At 42.3% G+C, this 24,293-nt stretch carries 17 protein-coding genes and 1 tRNA gene; 7 read left to right on the top strand and 11 right to left on the bottom strand.

The features are described 5' to 3' along the window. Positions 1-13: 13 nt before the first annotated feature. Complete coding sequence (locus I8748_RS03550) at positions 14-472, bottom strand: MgtC/SapB family protein (protein ID WP_198123290.1); 459 nt, start codon at positions 470-472, stop codon at positions 14-16. 590 nt (positions 473-1,062) lie between these two features. Between I8748_RS03550 and I8748_RS03545 the strand changes: the two genes are divergently transcribed. After that, positions 1,063-3,534, top strand: coding sequence for a putative PEP-binding protein (locus I8748_RS03545; protein WP_318781187.1), 2,472 nt, complete (start codon positions 1,063-1,065; stop codon positions 3,532-3,534). 50 nt (positions 3,535-3,584) lie between these two features. On the opposite strand, the gene I8748_RS03540 is transcribed toward I8748_RS03545, so the two are convergent. The 4 genes from I8748_RS03540 to I8748_RS03525 all read right to left on the bottom strand — a co-directional run bounded on the left by I8748_RS03540 (position 3,585) and on the right by I8748_RS03525 (position 8,622). Then, positions 3,585-4,520, bottom strand: coding sequence for an ABC transporter substrate-binding protein (locus I8748_RS03540; RefSeq protein ID WP_198123289.1), 936 nt, complete (start codon positions 4,518-4,520; stop codon positions 3,585-3,587). 873 nt (positions 4,521-5,393) lie between these two features. Beyond that, positions 5,394-6,014, bottom strand: a complete 621-nt coding sequence (locus I8748_RS03535) for a molybdenum cofactor guanylyltransferase (protein ID WP_404800265.1) — start codon at positions 6,012-6,014, stop codon at positions 5,394-5,396. Positions 6,015-6,137: 123 nt separating this feature from the next. After that, positions 6,138-8,228, bottom strand: coding sequence for a thioredoxin domain-containing protein (locus tag I8748_RS03530; protein WP_198123287.1), 2,091 nt, complete (start codon positions 8,226-8,228; stop codon positions 6,138-6,140). Between the two features lie 238 nt (positions 8,229-8,466). Next, positions 8,467-8,622 carry a hypothetical protein gene (locus I8748_RS03525; protein ID WP_198123286.1) on the bottom strand — a complete coding sequence of 52 codons (156 nt, stop codon included), beginning with the start codon at positions 8,620-8,622 and terminating at the stop codon, positions 8,467-8,469. Between the two features lie 756 nt (positions 8,623-9,378). On the opposite strand from I8748_RS03525, the gene I8748_RS36210 reads away from it, so the two are divergent. Then, complete coding sequence (locus I8748_RS36210; protein WP_404800264.1) at positions 9,379-9,522, top strand: NACHT C-terminal helical domain 2-containing protein; 144 nt, start codon at positions 9,379-9,381, stop codon at positions 9,520-9,522. Positions 9,523-9,788: 266 nt separating this feature from the next. On the opposite strand, the gene I8748_RS03520 is transcribed toward I8748_RS36210, so the two are convergent. Both I8748_RS03520 and I8748_RS03515 read right to left on the bottom strand, forming a co-directional pair. Further along, positions 9,789-11,390, bottom strand: a complete 1,602-nt coding sequence (locus I8748_RS03520; protein WP_198123285.1) for a TROVE domain-containing protein — start codon at positions 11,388-11,390, stop codon at positions 9,789-9,791. Positions 11,391-11,427: 37 nt separating this feature from the next. Further along, positions 11,428-11,553: transfer RNA gene (locus tag I8748_RS03515), tRNA-OTHER, on the bottom strand. A gap of 785 nt (positions 11,554-12,338) precedes the next feature. Between I8748_RS03515 and I8748_RS03510 the strand changes: the two genes are divergently transcribed. After that, on the top strand, positions 12,339-13,088 hold the full coding sequence (locus tag I8748_RS03510; RefSeq protein ID WP_198123284.1) for a hypothetical protein: 750 nt from the start codon (positions 12,339-12,341) through the stop codon (positions 13,086-13,088). 18 nt (positions 13,089-13,106) lie between these two features. On the opposite strand, the gene I8748_RS03505 is transcribed toward I8748_RS03510, so the two are convergent. Next, positions 13,107-14,249 (bottom strand): quinone-dependent dihydroorotate dehydrogenase, encoded by a 1,143-nt coding sequence (locus I8748_RS03505; RefSeq protein WP_198123283.1) that lies wholly within the window; start codon positions 14,247-14,249, stop codon positions 13,107-13,109. A gap of 241 nt (positions 14,250-14,490) precedes the next feature. Here I8748_RS03505 and I8748_RS03500 point away from each other — a divergent pair, with 241 nt between their 5' ends. The 3 genes from I8748_RS03500 to I8748_RS03490 all read left to right on the top strand — a co-directional run bounded on the left by I8748_RS03500 (position 14,491) and on the right by I8748_RS03490 (position 18,683). After that, positions 14,491-17,358: a sensor histidine kinase gene (locus I8748_RS03500; RefSeq protein ID WP_198123282.1), complete on the top strand. Its 2,868-nt coding sequence runs from the start codon at positions 14,491-14,493 to the stop codon at positions 17,356-17,358. Positions 17,359-17,531: 173 nt separating this feature from the next. Further along, positions 17,532-17,714: a DUF2256 domain-containing protein gene (locus I8748_RS03495; RefSeq protein WP_096557914.1), complete on the top strand. Its 183-nt coding sequence runs from the start codon at positions 17,532-17,534 to the stop codon at positions 17,712-17,714. 12 nt (positions 17,715-17,726) lie between these two features. After that, positions 17,727-18,683: an isoaspartyl peptidase/L-asparaginase gene (locus I8748_RS03490; RefSeq protein WP_198123281.1), complete on the top strand. Its 957-nt coding sequence runs from the start codon at positions 17,727-17,729 to the stop codon at positions 18,681-18,683. 243 nt (positions 18,684-18,926) lie between these two features. Here the strand turns inward: I8748_RS03490 and glmU are convergent, their stop codons facing one another. The 3 genes from glmU to I8748_RS03475 all read right to left on the bottom strand — a co-directional run bounded on the left by glmU (position 18,927) and on the right by I8748_RS03475 (position 23,408). Continuing rightward, a complete protein-coding gene (gene glmU / locus I8748_RS03485) occupies positions 18,927-20,288 on the bottom strand; it encodes a bifunctional UDP-N-acetylglucosamine diphosphorylase/glucosamine-1-phosphate N-acetyltransferase GlmU (protein ID WP_198123280.1) in 1,362 nt (453 codons plus the stop codon). Positions 20,289-20,603: 315 nt separating this feature from the next. Next, positions 20,604-21,836 carry an HD-GYP domain-containing protein gene (locus tag I8748_RS03480; RefSeq protein WP_198123279.1) on the bottom strand — a complete coding sequence of 411 codons (1,233 nt, stop codon included), beginning with the start codon at positions 21,834-21,836 and terminating at the stop codon, positions 20,604-20,606. A 540-nt stretch (positions 21,837-22,376) separates the two neighbouring features. Next, positions 22,377-23,408, bottom strand: a complete 1,032-nt coding sequence (locus I8748_RS03475) for a tRNA (5-methylaminomethyl-2-thiouridine)(34)-methyltransferase MnmD (protein ID WP_198123278.1) — start codon at positions 23,406-23,408, stop codon at positions 22,377-22,379. Between the two features lie 28 nt (positions 23,409-23,436). Here I8748_RS03475 and I8748_RS03470 point away from each other — a divergent pair, with 28 nt between their 5' ends. Next, a complete protein-coding gene (locus I8748_RS03470) occupies positions 23,437-24,258 on the top strand; it encodes a sulfurtransferase (protein ID WP_198123277.1) in 822 nt (273 codons plus the stop codon). The last annotated feature ends 35 nt before the right edge of the window (positions 24,259-24,293 follow it).

The raw sequence follows: 24,293 nt of genomic DNA, 5'->3' as shown, positions 1-24,293 counted from the left end.
AATAAATTAATGACTAATTTGGTTTTTCTATTCTTTTAAAAAGATGGAGAACCATAAAAGTCAGCACAGCAGCAATCAATCCTAACTGCCATAAACCAAACCCAGCCGCAATTCCCAAACCAGCCGAAACCCAAATAGATGCAGCAGATGTGAGTCCGTGAATTTCAAGCCGCTGTGATGTTTCGGAAGATTGGCGGACAATTTCTCCAGCACCAAGAAATCCTACGCCAGCTGCAATCCCTTGAATCACGCGGCTGAGAGTATCAGCATTTGGTTGTAGCGGGGCTATTTGCAAAGGTATAACAGTGAACACAGCACAACCAAGGCTAACCAGCATATGAGTTCTTAAACCTGCTGGTTTGTGCTTTAGCTGACGCTCTGTTCCAATAATTGCCCCAAGCAGTAAAGCAAGGCACAGCCTGAAGAGGATATTCAGAAAATCATTTGGTGCCAGATAGTAAGTGTTTAACAATGTTGGTTCACAGACAAAATACTACATCCTACCGTCGGTTGGTAGTATAGTTACCAAAATTAACCCTATATGAAAAATTTTACTACAAAACCCTACCTAGCATTTAGCTGCAAAATTATTGAGAATACTTTGTTTATTGAGAAAATTATTTTCTGTAATATTTGGCTCGTATACTAAAAATAATTTTTTTGCAAAAATATATAAAATTTCATTTATAATTTATTTCAATATTAATCAACTCTAGCAGCGGTAGGGATTCAAATAGATTTAACGGCTCTTTGACACTCAAAAATGATTATCGCTTGATATCTGAACTCAAATTGTGAGATTGAAGCAAATACTCAAGATCTGAATGTAAGATGCCTTCTCAAATATACAGTTAGGGTTAATGAATGAAAAATATTAATTAACAAAGGAGTGAAATATAGCCATAAACACTGTAATTATTAATTAATCGATCACTAAATCGAAAAATCTCAACGTTAATGGTACAAACTCCTTCTGGCATATATTCAGTAGATGAAATCTCAGAAGTGACCAAGAGGATATGTTTGTAGTGGCAAACTGATAACTGAGAATTAACAAATTGAGTGGATAAACTCTACTGGCTTGATCAAATTAAACTGCTAGACCGTACTAAGGTAGGTGACAAAGCATTTTATTTAAGCAGAATCATGCAGCTTGGATATCCGGTGATGCCTGGTTTTGTAGTTTCAGCAGACGTTTTGCGACAATTCCTAGAAACTCTCAACAGTTCAGAGTCATTAGTCGCTGATTTACCCTATTCTTCGTTGCACCTGGATATAGCCAATTGGCGTCAACTTCAGCAGGTGGCTATTCGCTTGCGTCAAGAAATTATGACAGCAAATGTGCCACCCCAGTGGGTGAGTACAATTTTTCAAGCAACTCAGCAATGGCAAGCTAATCATTTGATTTTGCGTCCAACACTTGCATTATCGGCGGTGATGCCAGGTTTGGGAAATACTTCTGGTTTATTAGAATCAATCTTTTGCCACTGTGATGAAGAAGCGATCGCCAAAGCATTAAAACAAACTTGGAACCAACTATTTCGTGCTAGAAGTCTAGTGTATTGGCAACGTCTGGGAATTAGCCTGCAACAAATTAATTTAGCAATTTTAGTACAACCAGTTTACAACGCGATCGCTAGCGGCTTACTTAGTGCTAATTCTTCGGGGTGGAAAATTGAAGCTACATGGGGATTAGGAGTAGCCATCACCCAAGGTGATGTCTTACCAGATGCATACTACATCCAACGCGACACAGGAGTTGTACTAGAGAGACATCTGGGTAATAAAATGCTGGCTTATCGTGTGAAAGATCCTCTGTCTGTAGATACTTCAAAATCTATACCTCAGCAAGTAGTCAAAATAGTAGATAATACTGATATATTATTAACTGATATTGTTGAGGAAGCTCAACAAAAACAGTACGCTTTACAGGAAGAATACCTACAACAATTAATCACTCTGGGAAATCAACTTGTGAGTGAACTAGGTAAAAACTTTACTATCAAGTGGACTATATCTGAGCAAACCCCAGTTAATCCAGTTTTGCGGCCTTTTGAGGAAACCTCCGAAGTTACCCCAGAGGAGAACCAGTCTGCAACCCTAGCTCCTGGTCACTTATCTCCTCAAGGCACCGCCTTGGAAACACCTGCACGCGACTGGCTCCCCAATCTCTATTTGACACAAGTTAGTAGCCCCCAATCAGCAATTCCCGATTTACAGTTTATTAAAGGACTAGGTGCAGCAGCAGGACGTGTAGCAGCGACTGCTTATGTAATTGTCAATTCTCAACACAGACCAGAACAGATACCCAAGGGAGTAATTTTAGTAGTATCAGCAATTACACCAGATTGGTTACCGATATTGCAGGAAGTTGTGGGTATCGTCACACAACAGGGAGGATTGACCAGTCATGCAGCGATTCTAGCCAGAGAATTGGGCATCCCCGCAGTGGTAAGTGCGACAGATGCTACAGTACTAATTGAAAACGGTGAAAAATTGCTTGTTGATGGTGATAGAGGCGAAGTTTATCGTATCAAAAAAGACTTAGCAGATAAAAAAGCTTCAGGGGAGAATTATGAATTGAATTCTCACAATAACCCCATTACTCCATCACCCCATGCTCTTATTACCCCTAACCTACCCATGATTGCTACCCAGCTGTTGGTTAACCTGAGTCAGCCCAGCTTGATAGAGCAAGCGCAAAGCTTACCTGTGGATGGGGTAGGATTGTTGCGCTCAGAGCTAATGCTCTTAGGCCCACTCAAAGGACAACACCCCCATACTTGGCTAATAGATGGGCGAAAAGGAGAATTGTTAGAGCAATGGTGTGAGCAAATTATGGAATTTGCTCGTGCTTTTGCACCACGACCAATATTTTATCGCTCTTTAGATTGGCGATCGCACGAGTTGTCATCATCAACTCATAGCCTCCATTCAATCCTAGGCGATCGCGGTACTTTCAGCTACGTCAGCAATCCCGCAGTTTTTGAGTTGGAACTGACAGCTTTAGCAACTGTACAAAAAGCAGGCTACAGCAATCTTCACCTCTTGTTGCCTTTTGTTCGCAGTGTTAGCGAGTTTTCCTTTTGTCGGCATAAAGTTGAGCAAGCAGGGTTAACTCAAATCCCGCAGTTTCAATTGTGGATCATGGCAGAAGTGCCAAGCGTGTTGTTTTTGCTACCAGAATATGTCAAAGCAGGTGTAGCCGGGATTTCTATTGGCAGCAATGACTTAACACAACTACTATTAGGAGTAGATCGAGAACAAGGACAACTGACAAAAGTATTTAACGAAGGTCATCCTGCGGTAATGGGTGCGATCGCCCAACTGATCCAAATGGCTAAAACTGCGGGGATACCATGTTCAATCTGCGGTCAAGCACCAGCACTTTATCCAGAAATGATCGAGCAACTAGTGCAATGGGGTATTACTTCCATTTCTGTAGAACCCGAAGCAGTGGAGCGAACATATCAAGCGATCGCCCGTGCTGAACAACGTTTAATTTTAGAAGCAGCCCGACGAAAACTTCAATAATTACCATTATTCAGATGTGCTTTATTTCAATCTATCACGAATGCTATGGGTTAAGTTTTTTCTATTCCCAGCAAGTCTTGTTTAAGCTGCTGACAAGTCTTTTCAATTGCATCTATACTGCCTGGATTCACCAATCCATAATAGTTAAAACTATAGACTCGATTATTTTTAGTAGCTTGTAGTTGCTGCCAAAAGCCTTCCTTTTTAAAGGATTCTAAAACTGAGGTTTCTGAACTACCTTGTGGAGTGTTGACAACAATAATTACCTCTGGATTGGCTTCTATAACCTTCTCAGCCGATAGCGTCACATATCCACCTATTGGACTTTGAGCTTGTAATTCTGCTGCTAGATTTTTAGCTCGAAATTGTGTTAATAAATCTCCAGACCAGCTGTTTTTATTGGGTGCTAAAATCGGTTGACGACTAACCAGCACTAAAGTAGAGTAACTTTCTTTTGGCTGAGCGGGTAAAAAATTTTTATAGCGATTTAACAAAGGCTGAGGATCAGCATTAATTAACTGAGCAAGTTTAATAGTCAGTTCTTCCAAAGATTTCCAGCTATTGACTTGGGTAAGAAAAGTAGAAATTCCTAGCTGCTGAAGTCTTTGAATTGGTTGGTTAGAAAACCCCTCTGCACCAATCACTAAATCAGGCTTGAGGGCAATAATTTTTTCTAAATTAGGAGAATTTTGCCCTTCACTCACGCGAGGAATATCTTTAAAACTTGGATCATTTTTAAATAATGTACTCCCAGTAATTCCTACAAGCTTTGTTTGATCAAGTTGATAAATAATATCAGTCGCCAAAGAGGAAAGAGTGACAACTCTTTTAGCAGATTCTTTTGGTAGTTGTTGAGAGTTCGTGTTAGGGCTTTTCGTAGTTGCTATCACATTTGCTTGTGGCTGCTGACTAGTTATATTAGTACAGGCTGCTAAAAATATACTCAACAAAACTGCTAAAGCAGATACAATCCAACGACGATACATCTTGAAACTTCCTCGTAGCTACAGATATCACCTGAATACAGACTTGAAAAACCCTAAGATAGGTGTTTTTTAACACATTTACATGTGGAAGTGAAATAATAACCTAAAACACATCTATAGCGATCGTAAATCATTCGTGAATATCTCTCTTTGTTATCTTTGTGCGTTCTCTGCATTTTGGTGAACCAATGTATAGCAGTGGAAGCATAGTTTAGGACAGTGCTAATTGCTCAAAGCCTTGAAATAACTCGCTTTCTACTCAGCACTCAGCAACGCCACCATACTCCACTTGGTGAAGCAGTTGTCTTTGAAGGAGAAGAGTAGCCGCACCAACCCTCTACAGCACTCAGCACTTTGCTATAGTTGCTTCCCATAAGGAACAAACACTGGTAAGAGCGTCACACGTTTGCTGAAAGCGTTTCTGGAGGGTGGGGTGGTTCCATTAAAAACTATTTTTCACAAATTAGATCAGATTGCTATGAATTGCATGGTTATTTGTCAAGAGCATTGACTGCTAAGCAATGATAGCCATCAGTCATTAGTCAAAATTTGGGTAAGAGAGATTTATGTAACTTTAGTAATCTTATATACTAGTAATTTAAGGTTTAACTAAATTAAAAATATACAAAAAGGCGAGTAGTGCTACAATCCACAATTTCCCAAGGAATACATGATCGTGCCACTCGCCGTGAGGTATACAAGGTTTTTTGAGAAAAGCTTAACTTAATATATAGTAATACTTTGACAAAATATTGTTCAATAGATAACAATTGTTCTGTTCTTTAAAATTGATAGTAGTAAAATTTTTTACTGCTAGTAACGATTAATCAAACCTTAATTTAGTCCTTGTCTTACTTAGCTGAAACGGTATTTTCAGCGTATTACAGCCAAATCTTCAGGTGTATTACAGTTAAAAAGCATTTCTGGTGCTGGTAAAGGCAAAACTTCTACAGGATATTGCTTGAGCCATTGCTGAAACGATCGCCCGCCTTGATTGATAAACTCTAGAAGTTGTGGTAAACAACGACGGCGATAGAAACCACACAAAGGTTCCCAGCCTTTAGGATGAGCAGCCAAAGCTGCGATCGCTTCATCCCTGACATTATCAAGGAAAGCCGCCCATGCTTGCAACACCTCAACCCGCAACCGAGGCAAATCGCAAGCTAGCAGCAGCACCCAATCTGTTTGTACTTGCGCTAAACCTTGGGCAAAGCCTACGAGTGGGCCGTGGGTATTGGGTGCGGGGGAGCAGGGAAGCAGGGGAGCAGGAAAGATGAGAGTATTTTCGGTATTTTCTTGTATTTCTAGCTTTTTATCACCTATTGGTAAAGACACTTCCTTAATAAATTGGCAATCAGGCAAAAGCAAGTGTTCATAACGTTCAGACCAGGGAGTGACTATATAAACAGTCTCAGCACAACTTTGAGCAATACCACAAACGAGCTGCAATAATGGCACACCGTGAATAGGAATCAGCGCCTTATCCCTACCCATACGAGAACTTTTACCACCCGCCAAAACAATCGCACTTAAAACTGGTGAGTTCTGAGTATGTAGTTGCACAGATGAGGAAGATAAGTTAAAGTATTCCCCCCTGCTCCCCATCTCCCCTGCTTCTCATCCTCTAATCTGACTCTGCTGCACTTGCTGCAACAACTGCTCGAAACTTTCTGCTGGTGCAAGGCACTTAAACCCTTGACAAACCAACCCGATGCTGTTTTCTGGTAACTTAGATCCCACAACAAACACAGCAGCAGGTAGATACTTGGGAATTAGAGTGTTGATCTGCTGATTTGTGGTGCGAATCACAGTAGAGTTACGATACCAATCTAAAGCTATGAACAAACTGGGACAAGCTTGGGGAGCGCTACCCATCACACTGCCAAAAGCTTTCAAGGCTTGCTCAGCTAAATCCAAATAATGTAGATCATCTGTGAGTAGGGCAAGACGGACTAAATTAGCGATCGCTACTCCATTGGCTGATGGTGTAGCATTATCCGCGTAACTACGTTCTCGCACAATTAAATCTTGACTAGCATCATTAGATGTGTTGTTATAACCACCCAATTCTAAATTCCAGAGAAATTGATCAAATTCGTCTTGGATAGCGATCGCTTTTTCTAACCAAACTGAGTTTTTTTCATCTTGTGCCAATGAAGCTTGATGTAAATCTAGCAGCGCTTTAATAAACAAAGCATAGTCTTCAGACTGAGCTAAAACAGTTGGTTCACCTTGATAGTTGAGGCGGTGAAAACGCCCATTGACAAACTGATGCTCTAGGATAAAATTTGCTGCTTGTGTGGCTATTTCCAGATACAAAGGTTGTTGGAACACCCCCGCAGCCCTTGCCAAACCAGAAATCATTAAGCTATTCCATGCCACAATCATCTTCGTATCTGTCACCGAAGGAATGCGACCAGGCCAATTACCAGTTTTCGCTTCTTGGTTATTCCGGGCGGGAGGGAAAGTTTCCAGTGAGTTGGGTGCGCTACCATAACGAGCAGCAAACAATTTGCCCAATGCTGTTTCCAATGCTGCACTCAGTTCTCCTCCATCACGTCTTTGCAAGACATTCTTACCTTCAAAGTTACCGTTAGGAGTGACTGTAAACTTTTGTTGTAATTGTGTTAGTTCCTCTGGCGTTAACAGTTCTTCCAGTTCGCTGTAACTCCAGACGTAAAAAGCTCCTTCTTCTGGTTCTGTTGCTGTAGGACTAGTGAAGCTGTCAGCATCTTGAGCAGCATAGAAATACCCTTGTGGTGCAGTCATTTCTCTTTGCAGCCATTGAACAGTACCAGCGACTGCTCGTGCAAATGCTGGTTCTTCTACTCCAGAACTCCACAAATTTGCCAGATACTCTACAATCTGACCATTGTCATAGAGCATTTTTTCAAAGTGAGGCACTGTCCATGTAGGGTCAACAGTGTAGCGATGAAAGCCCCCGCCTACATGGTCATAAATGCCTCCTAAAGCTAAGTCTAGTCCTCGTTGTCTGCAAATTTCCTTGCCATCATACCGAGATTCCTGTTGCCAATGCGAGCCAGGATACAAAAACCGAGTTCCCCGTAGTGCCAATTCTGCATAGGGAATCATTGGGAAGCTATTGCCGTATTGATTTGAAGTAATGATCCCCGTGCTAGTCTCCCAACCTTTGCGGAGTAGTTCATTTTCTTGAGCTTCCTGGCTTGCACCATCTTGCAATACCGCAGAAGTGAGTAGTGACTCAACAATTAATGCTTTGCGTTGGCGCAAGTCCTCTTTTTCTGTGTCATAGTAACGGCGCAGCGCTTGTAGCACTTGTAAAAAGCCGGGGCGACCGTAGCGCGGTTCCATAGGGAAGTAAGTCCCAGCGTAAAACGGCACTAAATCCTCTGGAGAAATAAAAACATTTAAAGGCCAACCCCCTTGGCCGCTCATCATTTGCAAAGCTTGCATGTAGATGCTATCTAGATCAGGTCTTTCTTCCCTGTCCACTTTGATAGGCAGGAAATTAGCGTTCATGTACTCGGCAATAGCGAGATCAGAAAAAGCCTCGCCTTCCATGACAGTACACCAGTGGCAGCTAGAGTAACCAATGGAGAGAAAGATAGGTTTATTTTGCGCCCTTGCAGTTGCAAGAGCTTCATCACACCAAGGCCACCAATCAATAGGGTTTTCGGCGTGTTTTCGCAGATAAAGACTCTTGGCTTCAGCAAGGCGATTAGTCATAATTCAAATACAGATAGTTGCCTTCTTTGCTCAGTCTACCTTGTTCCTCAGAGTGTTAACCCAGATGTTTAGAACATCTACAAAAAACCCAACAAGCGACTTATTCCTTCAAGGGGAAGGAGTAGGGGGAAGAGGAGATGGGGCGATGAGGGGACAATTAGAACGACAACTAACCCGTACGAGTGACGCTAGCGAGCTTGCAAGCGCTAGCTCCCCACTGAACACTGACCACTAACTCCTATTTAAAAGAGCGGAATAGCAAGCTGACTATTGGTGTTGGGGTTTCTGGTGTGGGTGATGTTAACCTTGTCTGAAGTTTAGGGTTTGGGCTAAGTCCTGCTATCAGGTGGAGTATGAAAGTAATGATGGCGGCTTGCACAAGTTTTTCTGGCATGGCAGGTCTCCTTGATTGATAGCATTTCAAGCAAGATCATTTACTGTAAATACACGCCGTACTATTGGTTTACCAGAATTTGACGAAAAAAATGGATAATTGCTGACAAAAATTCCAAATAAATGTTGAAAAAGTTACCAATAGCTGACAAAAATTTACTAGGGTTTATTTGGCTGGTAGTCTTACCGCCGTGCTACAACAATTGTGTGTAGCAAATCCCTATTTTTAGAGTTGGCGTAGACGCGTGGTGACACCACAAGCAGTTCAGCGCAGGGTTTCCTTCAAAAAGATACTGCGGTACTGTTGCTGGTTTTGCGAAATCAGCGACTTTGGTAGCGCGGTTCGGTAGCAACCAGCAAGCATCACCTGAAAGGCTAGTTGTAGACAACCCTAGGGATTTTTGCTTATTCCCTGAGCATGTAAGGATATTTCTTGAGACGCTCTTCCCTATAAAAAGTGCCCATCACTATTTATCGCATCTGCCAATCAGAGGATATAGCAAAGTGCTGAGGAGCCAGTGCGTTGCGGACGTTCCCTCCGTTGTAGCACCTGGCGTTGCTGAGTGCTGATACTAATCCGCGTTCAAATGATAAAACTCCAGCAGTGGCGCGTTTGTAGAATTAAGGTTAGAAATACAAAGCCTGCGATCGCAGGCTTTAAGTTTTTTCGTGCGATCGCACTTTTTTACAGCAGTGTTTACCTTATCCTTCAATTGGTACTGGGTTCAGGCTGTAAACTCGCCATTTATTTTTTCGCATAAGGCAGTATTACGAGGCTAATAAGTTTCTGGTATATTGCTTGAATAGTTTTTGTGAGGTATCTCCTGAAGTGCGATCACACATAGAAGACACCCTACTCTTACCCATAGCTGAAATTGAGAAACGGAAATTCAAAGAGTAAGCGCGATATCTTACAAAAGTTTTAATTTGATTAAAATATACCCTTTAGCGTTCTTCTTTGCGTCTTTGCGCCTTTGCGTGAGATAAATCATGTGACAAAACAAAGGCGGGTGCGGGGATTGAACCCGCTAATCCCCAAAATGGTGGAGATATAACCGATAACCCTAAATTCATCGTCCTCGAAAGGCAAATTGCGAACCAGGATAACCCGCCATGAAAAAGGATAAAAGGTAATAATTGCTTTTATCCTTTATGATTCAGCCGTTCTTACAACTCACCCGTAGCTAGCATCTGGATGATCCGCGGTGTCCCTGGATCGAACCCCGCCAAATCCCAAGACAATGGATCTTGAGGATCTACCAAAGTAATGCGGTAAGGTGTGAGAGTGACATACACAGCCTTAACGTTGGGATTCACCTTTTTACGATACTTCGCCAACGCTTGACTAGGATGCTGATATCCAGCCCATGATTCACTGTCAGTCCAAAAGCAGACTACATCTGCTTTGAACTGATTCTTAATCATCCAGTCGTAAGCTACAGATGCATCAGTTCCCCCAAAGTTTTGATTTCTAGCTTTGGAAACAGCAGAACTAAAACTATCTTTAGCGGTGATCCCTAATTCCCGGAATTCAGTAGCAAAGCCGCGAATCATATAGTTTTTATCTGCTTTTGCTGTCACCAGTGCCATTGTGGTGGCTATTTCACAGCAACTTAGCCCCATATCTGCAACTAAGCTACCCATTGAGCCGGAAACGTCTACGGCGTGCATGAACACTTTGCCAGTGGGTTGCACAACATCAAAAGACAGTTCCACAGCTTTTTCTAAAATATCCACAATGCGAGAAACAGGTTTCCAAGTCTTTTGGCTACGTCCTAATCTTCCTCCAGATTCATAAGTTTTGAGTGCTTTCAACACATCAATCGGATGGATACGACCTTTACGCAGATGTTCCTTGTTATTGAGAACTGCTTCCACACGCGATAAATTAGTACTTTCATCGCTTCGCAACACACCCAGTTCTGTGAGTGAACCCAGGTTACGCAGCATTGCACCTATTGGCATTTCTGCAAATAGCAATTGCCAAGCTTGTTTATCCATCTTGCCTACAGGTGCAGCCATTTCGTGGGTTAAGCGTCCTTGCAAAATCGCTTCATGAGTTTCGGAAGGATTTCGCTTCAGCCACTCATACCACCAAATCTGCGCCAATGCTTCAGAAGGGATTTCTGCTGGCAAATCTTCCCAGCCTTTAACTACCCACTCAAATAGTTGACGATGATTTTCTGTAGGTGGTTTGACATGGAACAACCGTAATGCATCTCGGTGAGAGAAGCCGTGACGCTGTTGATATTTCAACAACTGATAAGCTAAACCTTTCACATCTTCTCGTGAAAGCCAAGTTTTACCAGCTTCGCGCACCACCTTACCAAATCCTCGCAAAGATTTGGTGTAATTCAACCATTCATAGAAGTGGCTACCAGTGCGGACAACTTGCCCAAAGATTTCACCAAAAGCCTGTTTTGCTTGTGGTGCTTCGGCCATAGATAGTAGTACCAATGCCAGAATAGTAGCACTGTTATTGATGGCGCGTCCGTCGCTAGCATAGAGAATTTCTTCGGCTACACGGCTGGGATTTTCAGCAACAGCTTGTCTGACAACCGTTACAAAATCTTCAGTTAATTCTTGCTTACCAGCATAGTATGTGCTTTTTGCTGTACCAACCAAAAGACAACGGCGCAGCATCTTCCAAATGCCAGCGTCAAACATCCAACCACCGGAACGTCCTTGAATCATCTCGGCTTCTCGTCCAGGGATAGGCTGTGATTGTGGTGTGGTTGTCTTCTTTTTAGTGAAGAAGTTGTAATTCATGGCTTCATCTCCCAGCCCTTACGGGCAAAAATGAAAGGTGGCAGGGCAGGACTCGAACCTGCGACATCCGGCTTAACAGGCGATAACCCTAATTCGTCGGCCTTTTCAGGCAAGGGGTGAACAAGGATATTTTTCGGCGCTCTACCCACTGAGCTACCTGCCACAAAATAAAGTTAGAAGTTAATAGTTAGGAGTTAGGAGTTAGGAATTAAGAGTTAAAAGTTAAAGATTTTTCAATTTAAAATTTCTAACTCTTCACTCTATACTCTTAACTTTTCACTCAGCACTCAGCACTCAGCACTAATTTGTGTAGCAGGGCGGGATTTGAACCTGCGACCTCTCGAACCCAATCGATAACCCTCGATTCTTCGGCCTTTTCAGGCAAGGTGTGAATAAGGATGTTTAGCGCTGTGCCACTGAGCTATCCGCCACATATTAAAGTTGTAAGTTAGACATTCAAAATTCTTTGTCACCCCAGCTATTGGCTAGGTTGAAAGTTAATTTCTTTTGAACATCAGCTTGTATTACAATTGTAGTATTAGTAGTACTAGATGTCAAGTGTCTAGAAAGCCAATTATGAGAATTTTTTCTCAGTAGCCAACGCTGGGGCTAGCTCTTTTGGCTCTTTACCTTGGTGTCTTCGTGTCTTCGTGGTTATAGAGGAAATTTTTTAACCACAAAGTCACTAAGACACTAAGAAAAGAGAATGTTTTCGGGTTTTGTTCTCAACCTGTTAGACATGGTTTATTGGGTATTAGGCAAAAACTTTTGCCTAATGTTTCGTCGCTGGTATGTGCATTAGAGTGGTAAAAACATAACATTTAACTAGACTGTGTTATGCTTTTGCCGATAAATTTGCCGTAACTTTGCCAAACGATACAAAAAAGTGACCCAATTTTTGCCAAGATAGTATATCATTTGCAAAAATTCACTTGGTCAAGAATCGGCATGAGTGAAAAATTACTAGAAGGCAACGGGAAGGCTTTTCTCGTTCTACTTTTGCCAATCTCATTTTTGATTATTTTCCTGGTTACTACCTGGAAATTTTTGCTGGCGCTAATTGTGCTGGCGATCGCTTTCAATATTTGGCAACAATATCAATGGCAACAATGGTGTCAGAAAGTTAACCCAATTTTCCATCAGTTAATTCGGGAAAACCAGGGCAAGATTACGCCTGTAGACTTGGCGCTGAGAGGCAATTTTCCTGGCCCAGCTGCAAAACGCTACCTAGATGGGAAAGCTTCAGAATTCGGTGCCAGTTTCATCAACTCTGAAGAAGGAGGTGAAGTTTATTACTTTATAACTGCGAGTATTCTGGGCAATATACTCGATAGTAGCGAGCCTGTTAAACAACTTCCTGCTCAAGCTGTTAGTACAAATGCTCGTTCGTCTCAGACGTTGGTGCAGCCATCGCTTTTAGCACCACCGCCACCGCCGCCACTGGAAGAAGAAGCAGAAGCGGAATTACCACCACCAGGAGTTCATACGGAAGCGCAACCAAATCTGGCAAAACAGCTAGTTTTTGGTTCTCTCATCCAATCGGAACTAGCTAAACGGTTGAATGTATATTCCAGTACTGTATACAAACGGCGAAACGATCCAGAATTTCCAGAATGGAGTCGCAGCCGCGATCCAGATGGTATTGCTTGGACTTTTTCGGAAAAAACCAAGGAGTTTTTTCCACTGGAAGAAGGCTAAAGAATTAAAAATTAAAAATTAAACTTTAATTTTTGATTCTAAGCCTACGGCTTCAGTGATGGAATTTAATTGATTCTGTTCTAATTTAGAAAGCAAACCAGCCAGAATTCGACGTACTATCATCGGGCCTTCATAAATCCAGCCTGTATAAATCTGGATCAAACTAGCACCAGCAGTAATTTTTTCCCAAGCGTCTTCAGGTGAAAAAATGCCACCTACTCCAATAATTGGGATTTGCCCTTGGGTTTGCTGCCAAATAAAACGAATTACCTCAGTAGAACGATCGCGCAATGGCGCCCCGCTAATTCCGCCGGCTTCCTCTTGAGGTGATTTGCCAGTTTGCTCAATGATTTGAGTTCTCAGGCGATCGCGGCTAATGGTGGTGTTAGTAGCTATAATTCCCGCCAATTCGTAGCTTTTAGCTATGGCAATAATGTCCGCGATCGCTTCCCATGCCAAATCAGGTGCTATCTTGACAAAAATTGGTTTTTGTGCATAATTTTCTTTTTGTAATAAATCCAAGATAGCACTGAGCATGGAAGCATCCTGAAGCGATCGCAACCCTGGAGTATTGGGGGAAGAAACATTAACTACAAAATAGTCGCCCAACTCCTTCAGTAAGCGAAAACTATTGAGATAATCTGCTGCTGCTGCTTCTAAGGGCGTAATCTTTGATTTACCCAAATTAATACCTATGGGTATTGACCAAGCTAACTGCTGTTTAGTCTCTGCTAACTGTGCTGCCATAGCCGCCGCACCATTATTATTAAAACCCATGCGGTTAAGTGCAGCTTGATCTAAAGGTAAGCGAAACAAGCGTGGACGAGGATTTCCTGGTTGTGCTACAAACGTCACAGTACCCAATTCTGCAAAGCCAAAACCAAAACTCGACCAAATACCAGCAGCAACTCCATCCTTATCAAACCCAGCTGCCAAACCTACGGGGTTAGGAAAGTGTAACCCAAACAGATTTTGTTCTAAACGTGGATCGCGCAAACATAAGGACTGTTGTAGGCTGTGGTTGAGCCAACTAGCAGGAGGACGGCCAGTAGTATGTGATAGCCAGCTGAGGCTGCGAATCGTCTTTTGATGTAACCACTCTGGATCTGTCTTTACCAGATTGAACAAAAACGGACGAATTGCGACTTGATAAATATCCATTTGTTAGTTGTTAGTTGTCAGTTGTTAGTTGCTATTGAGCTTTTGAGTCATACTCTTTGGTTGCTAGCGCAAGTTGATCATATACAAAACCTTTAAGACGAGACTGGTTTACCACTAACCACTGACCACTGACAATTGACCACTGACAACTAACGCTTTTCACGATTAGTGCAAGAGCCTATAACTTAAGATGCTTTTTTGGGCATCTTATATATTACAAGTTATGTAAACCAATTATCAGATGGGGCAGCCACAAAAAACTATAGCCGCCGAACAGCAGATCCAGGCCTTGGGACAAGTCCTGCAAAGCCTCAGAGAAGAGGATGATGTTGAAATTCTGATTAAAACTACTATTTCTTATGTTCAACAGCAGTTTGACTACAACCTAATTTGGATTGCGCTTTACGATCGCCTAAAGCACACATTGTTTGGCAAAGGAGGTATTATACCGGATGGTGACACTAGATTGTTATACAAACGGTTTATCCTCAATTCTGGCGATCTCCTAGAGCAAGTAGTGATTGAACAGCGTCCTTTGGGCATAGCCGATTTGCAAACCGAAACTCGTGCCGCAGAATGGCTAGAAGTTGGCAAAAAATTTAAGATTCAGGGAACAGTTTTTTTACCAATTCGCTACAAAGACCGCTGTTTAGGCGTGCTATTACTAGGTTGCGATCGCTGGGGTTACTTACTCTCAGGAGAAGCAAAAGCCCGGTTGATGATGGTTTTGGGCGAACTAGGGGCAGTACTTTATCAACATGAGATAGATTTACAGCAAAAGCAAACCAAGCGCCCTGACGAGCCATTATTACAGTTATTAGAAAATTTACGCACCTTAAATAATCTTGATCAAAGGCTGAAAGCAGTAGTAGAGACAACACATCAATTTATCTCGCCCAACCGGACAAATATCTATTGGTTTGAACGGCAAGGGCGTTACTTTTGGTGTCGGATGAGCAATCAGCTGGTTAACATCGGCCGTGATTCTAGCAATCAACAACCAGCAGCAGGCATTACAGTACAGGAATTAAGCGAATTTTATTATGCTTTAGCAGTGAATCAAATTGTTTGGATAGGTGATGCACGTAGTTCACTCAAAAGCCACTTTACAGGTAAATTATTGCAACGCTTGCGGGTGCGATCGCTGTTGGCAGCACCCATTATGTGGCAAACTGACCTACTGGGCTTTCTCGCAGTAGAAGGCAATGAACCTCGAATTTGGACGGAGGCGGATAAAAATTTTGTCTTAGGTGCTGCGGGTTTAATTTCTTTGGTTGCTCCTACTGACAGTATGGAAAGCACCATTCAACAAATCCAAGATGATAGCCATCTCACTAGCCAAGTCGCCCAAGCCATCTATAGCCAGCAAAACCTTCAGGAAACTTTACAAAATTGTGCGACAAAAGTGTTGGCTCGACTAGCCGCCACTCGCTTTTTACTATTACAGTACCACCCTGAACAGAATAACTATCAAGTTGTTTACCAAAGTCAACCTCAAAATCGCAGACCTTTAACATTTGTTTTCCATGTCCTCAAAGAAATAGACGGGCAACTATTGAAGTCTGCAAAAACTGCTGTGGAGGTAGAGAACTTAAACGAAGATTTGCGGTTTGTGAATTGGCGTCCATCCTTGCTAGAAAATGGTGTGCGATCGCTGCTAATTTGTAACTGCACTCAAAGTCATACACCAACAACCCTTTTAGTCCTTGCCCATGAAAACTATCGCACTTGGACAACTCTAGAAAAAGAACTGCTGTGGATCGTTAGTCAACAGATTGGTGTAATTGTTCGTCAGTGGCAACTGCACACTGATACTGAGGCTCAGCAAAAATTTTTGTTCAGTATTCAGAAATGTCTACGTATTCTGGAACCAGCCCAGAGCGAAAAAATCGCTCCCAAGCATTTAGAACGTACAGTATTAGAACAAATAGCATATATTCTTGATTGTCCCTTGACATTACTCTTATCTTGGTCAACTGGTGAAACTAATGCAGAAATTATACCAGGGGTAATTGCAGATAGTAAGTTTGGTGTCAGCACCAATGCACCAGTTCCCATCCAATCAGAGGCTTTGATCCAGTGGGCACTTGCTCAAGACAATTATCTCAGTCTGAATGTAGACGATTTACCCCCAGAAACTAAAAAATGGTTGAATGGGCCTGGTATTGGTCAAATTTTACTCATAACTTTACGTACTGCTGCTGATTATAAACCCACTGGGGTAGTGTTGATAGCAGACCGTAGAGAACGCCAATGGTCACAACAAAGCCTCAATGCCACAGAAACTCTTGTGACTCAATTAGCTTGGTCACGTCGTCACCAGCAAATTATCCAACTTTTAGAGTCCACAACCCAGGAATTACAACAACTCAATTGGTATAAACACCGTCGTCTACAGGAAATCCAGAGAACAACAACCTTAGTACTGAGTCAAATAAATGATTTGGGTATTCCTACAAATGAATTAACTCAGACGCGCTACCAGCTATTGCTGCGGCAGTTAGACCACACAACAGCATCCATGAGTGGGCTAGTGAAACTTGAGCAGTGGCATTTGCATCAGAGTTGGGAAACTATGCCCGTAGCTAGTTTTTTGAAGCGATCGCTCGAACGAGTGGATACTTTATTCAAGCAACACAAACTGTGGGTAGGTGTGCATGGTTTAGGACAATCCATTGGAGAACAGGATGCAGCAAACAGTTCTTCATTAGTTAAAGGAATTCAAACCTCAGACTATCCATCCTCAATGGCGATCGCTGGTGATATTGTCAAATTTGAATTAGTTCTTCATGAATTGTTGCTTGCAGCCTGTGAGCGTTCTCAAAGCGGTAGCAGGATTGATATCTGGTGTCGGCGTTTAGATGAACGATTGTTAGAACTATCGATTACCGATAACGGCATCATTGAACCACAGCTACTAGCAGCCCTAAATGACAATACACCCAAAGATGTGCTTGCTCCTTGCCAACTCAACCAGCCACCAGGTTTACATCTGCTAATCTGCCAAAATCTCATGCAGCAATGGGGAGGAGAATTGCATTTTTATCAATTACCAGATAGTCGTGTAGTCAGTCGCTTGGTGTTACCGCTAGCTGGTAACAATCTTTAGTCAGTTTTGACTGATGACTGTTGACTAATGACTAATGGCTGTTGAAAGCTAACTCTATGGGAGGATTAGGGCCACATTGAGCTGCTAAAAGTATCTTCCCTTCGTAATAAACTGGTTATAATTATTTTCCAGATCTCAGAAATCAACTAACTTCTCACCTGCACAGTATTCATATGGGACGCGCTCGTTCTAAGTCTGACTTGCCTACAAAAATCTGTCCGGTATGTCAACGTCCCTTCACTTGGCGTAAGAAATGGCAAGATTGCTGGGACGAAGTGAAATACTGCTCAGAACGTTGCCGTCGTCGCCGTTCTGATGCTCATAATCCAACCAACGGCAACATAGACAACAAATAAGGCAAAATATAAATGAATTTACAGGTGCAACCTAAATTAATTATTCATGGAGGAGCAGGTAGTTCTCTCCACGGTAAAGGAGGATTAGAGGCGGTGCGCCGATCGCTCCACACAATAGTAGAACAAGTGTATGCTCTTTTACTGTCAGGAGTAAATGCTTCCGTCGCAGTAGTACAGGGGTGTCAATTGTTAGAAGATAACCCCCGCTTTAATGCTGGTACTGGTTCGGTGTTGCAATCTGATGGCCAAATCCGTATGAGTGCGTCTCTGATGGATGGTAGATTAGGACGCTTTAGCGGTGTCATTAATGTATCGCGAGTGAAAAATCCTATTGAATTGGCGCAATTCCTACAAAATTCACCAGACCGCGTACTGTCAGATTACGGTTCAGCTGAATTGGCGCGAGAATTACAACTTCCCACTTATAACGCTTTAACAGAGTTGCGGTTACAAGAGTGGATACAGGAGCGTCAAGATAATTTTAAAAGCACAATGGCTAATGTGGTTGCTGAACCAGAATTAGCAGAAACTAGTAATTCCCGACGCGGTACAATTGGCGTAGTAGCTTTAGATACCTATGGCAATCTAGCTGCTGGCACATCCACAGGTGGCAAAGGCTTCGAGCGTATTGGTAGGGTAAGTGATTCTGCTATGCCAGCAGGTAATTATGCTACTAATCATGCAGCGGTTAGCTGCACTGGTATTGGTGAAGATATTATCGATGAGTGTTTAGCGCCAAGGGTTGTGGTGCGTGTAACTGATGGAATGTCTCTCAAAGACGCCATGCAACGCTCATTTGCCGAAGCTACCCAGAATCAGCGGGATTTTGGAGCGATCGCCCTAGACGTAACAGGAGCGATCGCTTGGGGTAAAACTAGCCAAGTCTTACTCGCCGCCTATCACAACGGTGAAAAGATTGACGATACCCTAGAACTGCCAGATGGTACAGAAATTGGTTGTATTTTGTGAGTTAGGAGTTAGATGATGTCCGTTTAAACACTTATGATATCTGTGGAGGTCGGTAATTGGGAATTGGTAATTGGTAATTGGTAATTGGTAATTGGTAATTGGATTTTACTATTAGTCATCACATCTTACCCATTACCCATTACCAGGCAAACCGACTATATCGTAAGTAATTAGCCGGACATGATACGACCCACCAATTTTTACCTCCCAACTCCTAACTCCTCACTCCTCACTCCTCACTCCTCACTCTTGACTTTTCTGCTTTTTACGCCAACCTGGTTTAACTACTTGACGGCTACGGGCAATTACCAGAGAATCATTTGGAACATCCTCGGTGACAGCCGAACCAGCTGCCACATAGACATCATCTCCCAAGGTTACAGGAGCTACTAAAACGCTATTGGAACCGGTTGCAGTGCGATCGCCTATTTTTGTGGGGTGTTTGTTTACGCCGTCATAATTGGCAGTAATTGTGCCTGCACCGATATTGACCTTAGTACCTGTAGTCGTATCGCCCAAATATGACAAATGTGCCACGTTAGTGCGATCGCCTAATTTGGTATTTTTCAATTCCACAAAATTACCCACACGGCAACCAGTACCCACTTGCGCTTGACCACGCAAATGGGCATAAGGGCCGATTCTACTTTTTGCCTGGACAATACTATCTGTCACCACAGAATATTGCACTGTGACATTTTCACCTAACTGACTATTTTCAATTAATGTCCCAGGCCCAATACGACTCCCCGTTTGAATTACAGTGTTTCCTCGCAGGTGAGTTTGGGGTTCAATAATCACATCTGTATGCAGTTTTACAGTCTCATCAATTGTGATACTGTTAGGGTCTATAAGAGTGACACCTGCTATCATCCATTTTTCCTTAACCCGTTGCTGCAAAATCTCGTATGCTGCTGCTAGTTGCAAGCGGTCGTTAATGCCGAGAATTTCTTGGTAATCTTCCACATCAACTGCCATAACTTGTCCAACTTGGGTGACAGCATCGGTGAGATAGTATTCTTTTTGAGCATTATTGGCTTCTAAATGGGGTAAAACCCTTGCTAAATCCTGCCAACGAAAGCAGTAAACCCCAGCATTAATGCGACGATTTTGTCTTTGAGCAGCAGTACAATCTTTGTCTTCAACAATTTGCTGTACAACATTTTCACCGTTACAAAAAACCCGCCCGTAGCCTTTAGGTTCAGGCAAATGGGCGGTGAGGATAGTAGCGGCGTTGTGATTTTCTTGATGAGTTTGCAATAACTTTTTGAGGGTTTGGGCACGTACCAACGGCAAATCACCATTGAGTACCAGCAAATCTCCGGTATATCCCTCAAGGTGAGGAAGTAATTGCTGGATAGCATGACCTGTACCCAGTTGTACAGTTTGTTCCACAAACTCCAAGCTGGGTATTGACTGCATGGCTGCTTTTACTTCTTCGGCCTGATATCCCACAATCACTATCCGTCGTGAAGGCGACAGTGGTTCTACACTTTCGAGAACTCTTTCTACTAGCGATCGCCCACCCAATGAATGTAACACCTTGGGTAAGTGTGATTTCATCCTTGTGCCGCGTCCCGCCGCTAGAATTGCTACAACTACCATAATTAGCCATCAGCTATCAGTGAATAGCGCTTTCGCGCTTGGTACTTTCAGATTTAGGCTCAAATCATACCAGCTAATTATCACAGACTGAAACTATCAAAAAAGACGGGAGTCAATAGTCAATAGTCATTAGTCATTAGACCTCTTGCAAAAGTTACTTTTGCAAGAGGGGGAAAGGGACTCATGTTAAAGGGAAAAGGGTTTTTATTAGCCCTTTCCCCTTTACCCCTTACCCTTTTCCCCACTTCTGCAAGAAGTCTATTAATTATTCCCCTCATCCCCCCATCTCCCTCATCCCCTTATCCAGACTCCTGACTACTCTTTTTCCTGGTAGAAGCCAATAAACTCTGCAAACTGCTGCATGAGTTTGGGATTACGCCAACCTAAAAGAGTTTCTTCGAGCATTATCTGTAATGCTTCTTCAAAGGTCAAAGCTCTTTTGTAAGGTCGTTCGCTTGTCAGTGCATCATAAATATCAATTATCTGAAATACTTGAGCTAGATAAGGAATATCATCCCCTTTGAGTCCATCGGGGTATCCTGAACCATCCCAGCGCTCATGGTGATGGCGAATAATAGGAACTACACCGCGCATACTGCGTAATGGTTGGCAGATTTTTTCCCCAATTACAACATGCTGTTTCATAATTTCCCAATCTTCTGGCGTGAGTTTGCCGTGTTTGAGTAGCACGGCATCGGGTATGCCCACCTTGCCGATATCGTGAAGATAACCACCCCACATCAAATCTCGAATTTGGTGGCGTGAGAGATTGAGGTATTCACCAAAAGCTTGTCCTAGTTTTACTAACCTTTCGCAGTGGTCGCCTGTATTTGGATCGCGGCTTTCTATTGCCCTAGCCACGGAAAACAGCACTTTTTCGGTGTGGTCTAAGTCTTCGTTCAAACACTTCTGGCGCACTAAAGACTTAACACGCGCTGCCAATTCCACACGGTCGAAGGGTTTGGTCAGAAAATCATCTGCTCCTACTTCAATTCCCCGAATTCGCGATCGCCTATCATTTAATGCTGTAATAAAAATAACTGGTATCAGCCTAGTATGCTCTTCCTGCTTCAGTAATTGGCAGACCTCAAAACCATCCATTCCAGGCATCATTACATCTAGCAAAATCAGATCCGGTTGTTTTTGTGTCACTAGTTCTACTGCTTTAGAACCACAGTCTGCCTCTATAACTTCGTAGCCTTCCATAGACAACAAAGCAACAGCAGTCATCCGACTTGCTGTATGGTCATCAACCACTAACACTTTCGGCAGTCCTGAATCAAAGCCGTTCACTTGAGAGCCTTTGCCTTGTGGAGTTCCAGATATTAACGAATCGTAACCAGAACCAGTATCAGGTTTTATCCAAGATGGTTCTACCTGTTTCTGTTCCAGCAAAAGGTCTTCTTTAGATAAGCCCAAGGAATAGCCTTCTAAGTTTTGTAATCCTAAGGCCTGATTTGAACTGATACTATTGACTGTGTTTAGGCAGTTTGACCCAATAATATTTTGTTCAGTAGAGTTTAGACTCTTGGAACTCCATTGAATCACAAAGACACCCCAATCTTATAAAGAAGTTAACAGTGTTCGACTGCAAAAACAAGTTTAGTTCTTGACCATATTAGATTTGCCATTACAGCAAGCTTTATTAACCAGACAAAGCTGCTTGCTTAAAGAATAGACATCATATTTTTTGTGTGTTACGAGAAAACCCACAAGATTGCTACGATAATTTTGCTGCCAGATTTCCTTGCTTTTCATTCCAGTATGATAAATTAATGCAAATGTTAAATCAGGTTTTTCACTGAGATTTATTAACATAGTAGCGCTATAAAACATTGTAATTGCTCAATTCAAATCCAAGACTAGCAAATTGAGCTTTATTTTTTTATACTGCTTTACTAGCACCCGTGTTTTTGATCATCAATTTATGTAACTCATAACACACATCAAATTTAAATATCAAAATGTAGTTTTGTATACTTATTTTGTATTTTGTAATTTAAATACAAAAAATTACCATTAAAGTTTTAGAAAGAATCTAAAATTTTGTAAAAAATTTTTACGATTATTTTGTAATTGGGTACTAAATCAGATTTCATTGGGGTTTGCTGGTTTGGATCTGTCGCTTTCTTTTGGAAAATTGGTATTAGAGTCAGTTTCCATATACTTATTATCCTGATTGACTGACAACCATCGTTTTCGCCAACGGGAGGTAGGCTCAAGTGAAGAAGTTTCTTGTTCTTGTCGTCGCCGCATCACTATGACATGAGCAGGATCATTCAATTGCGGATCGCGGTAAGGAATAGCAGCACGAGTTAGCAAGTGTTCATTTTCTTCTTGGGAGAGAGGAAGTAGGCGATCAGGGGAGGAGGGGGCGAGGGGGGAAGGGAGGAAAAACATACTTTTATTTATCCCCCTCCCAATCTCCCCATCTCCTCGATAGGCTGCAACGGTACCCGGCGATCGCCTCCCTACAGGTGGGGTGGAACCTATGATCAAACCAGCTAGCAAAAGGGCTGTACGTACAGCAGCAGCACACGAATAAGTCGCTAGAATGCCATCTGGATGTAGACACTGCGAAACTAGTTTAATGAATTCAACAGTCCATAACTGAGGACACTGTGGTGGTGAGAAGGGATCTAAAAAAATTGCATCTGCTTGGAAGCCTAATTGATGTACTAGTTGAATTGAGGTTCTCGCATCGCCAATTAATAACTTTGCGTTGAGATGATCTGTTTGGAATTGCTGCTTAAAAGCCAGTTGCGACAAAATTGCAATGTATTGGTAGTTCCAGTTATCGAATAAGTTATGGGCGATCGCAGCTTGTGGTACTGATGGATTTAGTTCTAAAGCAATCAATTCGACATGACAATTCGGATTAATTGCCCAAATCGTCTCTAAAGCGGCTGCTGTATTGTATCCTAGACCATAACAAATATCCAATAGTCGCAAAACTGGTTTTTGAGCAACTTGAGCCAACTGTGTAGGAGCAACAAACTTGAAATAACTCTCCTGTTTGGCTCCAAAATGACTGTGAAATGATTCACTAAACTCTTGAGAAAAAAATGTGAAAGAACCATCTGCTGTTAGCTGAGGTTGAAAATTATTCAAGTCTGACATTTTGCATTCTAAACTGAGATAAGGACTGATGACTGACAACCAATTTTTTGTTTCGCAAGCCTGGCTTTTGGAACATCTTGAAGATCCAAAAGTTGTTATTGTAGATTGTCGCTTTTCTTTAGCAGACCCACAACTAGGAAAACAGCAATACGAAGCAAGTCATATTCCAGGAGCTTACTACCTAGATTTGAATCAGGATCTTTCTAGTCCTGTGGGAAAACATGGCGGCAGACATCCTTTACCTAACCCCAATGATTTAGCTAATAAATTAGCAGCAATTGGGGTAAATTTTCAAAAAACTCTGGTTGTAGCTTATGATGATTCTCGCTTTGCCTTTGCAGCTCGTCTGTGGTGGTTGTTGCGCTACCTAGGACATGAGCAAGTAGCAGTACTCAACGGAGGTTTTAGTGGATGGCAACAAGCAGGATATCCCATTACAGATGTCATTCCTCAAGCCCAGATTGGTACTTTTATTCCCCAGGTACAAACACAACTGGTAGTAGACATTGAAGCTGTGAAAAGTCGAAAAGATTTACCGCAAGTAGTTTTGGTCGATTCTAGAGAAAGCGATCGCTATCGAGGTGAACGGGAGCCTATTGATAAAATTGCTGGTCATATTCCCAGTGCTGTTAACTATCCTTGGCTGGAAGTTACAAACTCTTCAGGAGAGGTAATTTCTCAAAGTGAGCAACGTCTTCGCTGGGAAAAACTGGAAAAAGCAGCAGAAATTTTAGTTTATTGCGGTTCTGGCGTTACTGCTTGTGTAAATTTACTTTCTCTAGAATTCGCTGGTATCCACACGGGAAAACTCTATGCTGGTAGCTGGAGTGACTGGTGTTCTTATTTGTAGTTAGGAGTTAAGAGTGAGGAGTGAAGAATTAAAAC

The sequence above is a fragment of the Amazonocrinis nigriterrae CENA67 genome (genome assembly GCF_016056305.1).
In the GTDB taxonomy this organism is placed as follows: Bacteria; Cyanobacteriota; Cyanobacteriia; order Cyanobacteriales; family Nostocaceae; genus Amazonocrinis; species Amazonocrinis nigriterrae.
Note: the sequence above shows the minus strand (reverse complement) of the source record. Positions and strands in the feature narration are given on the sequence as shown.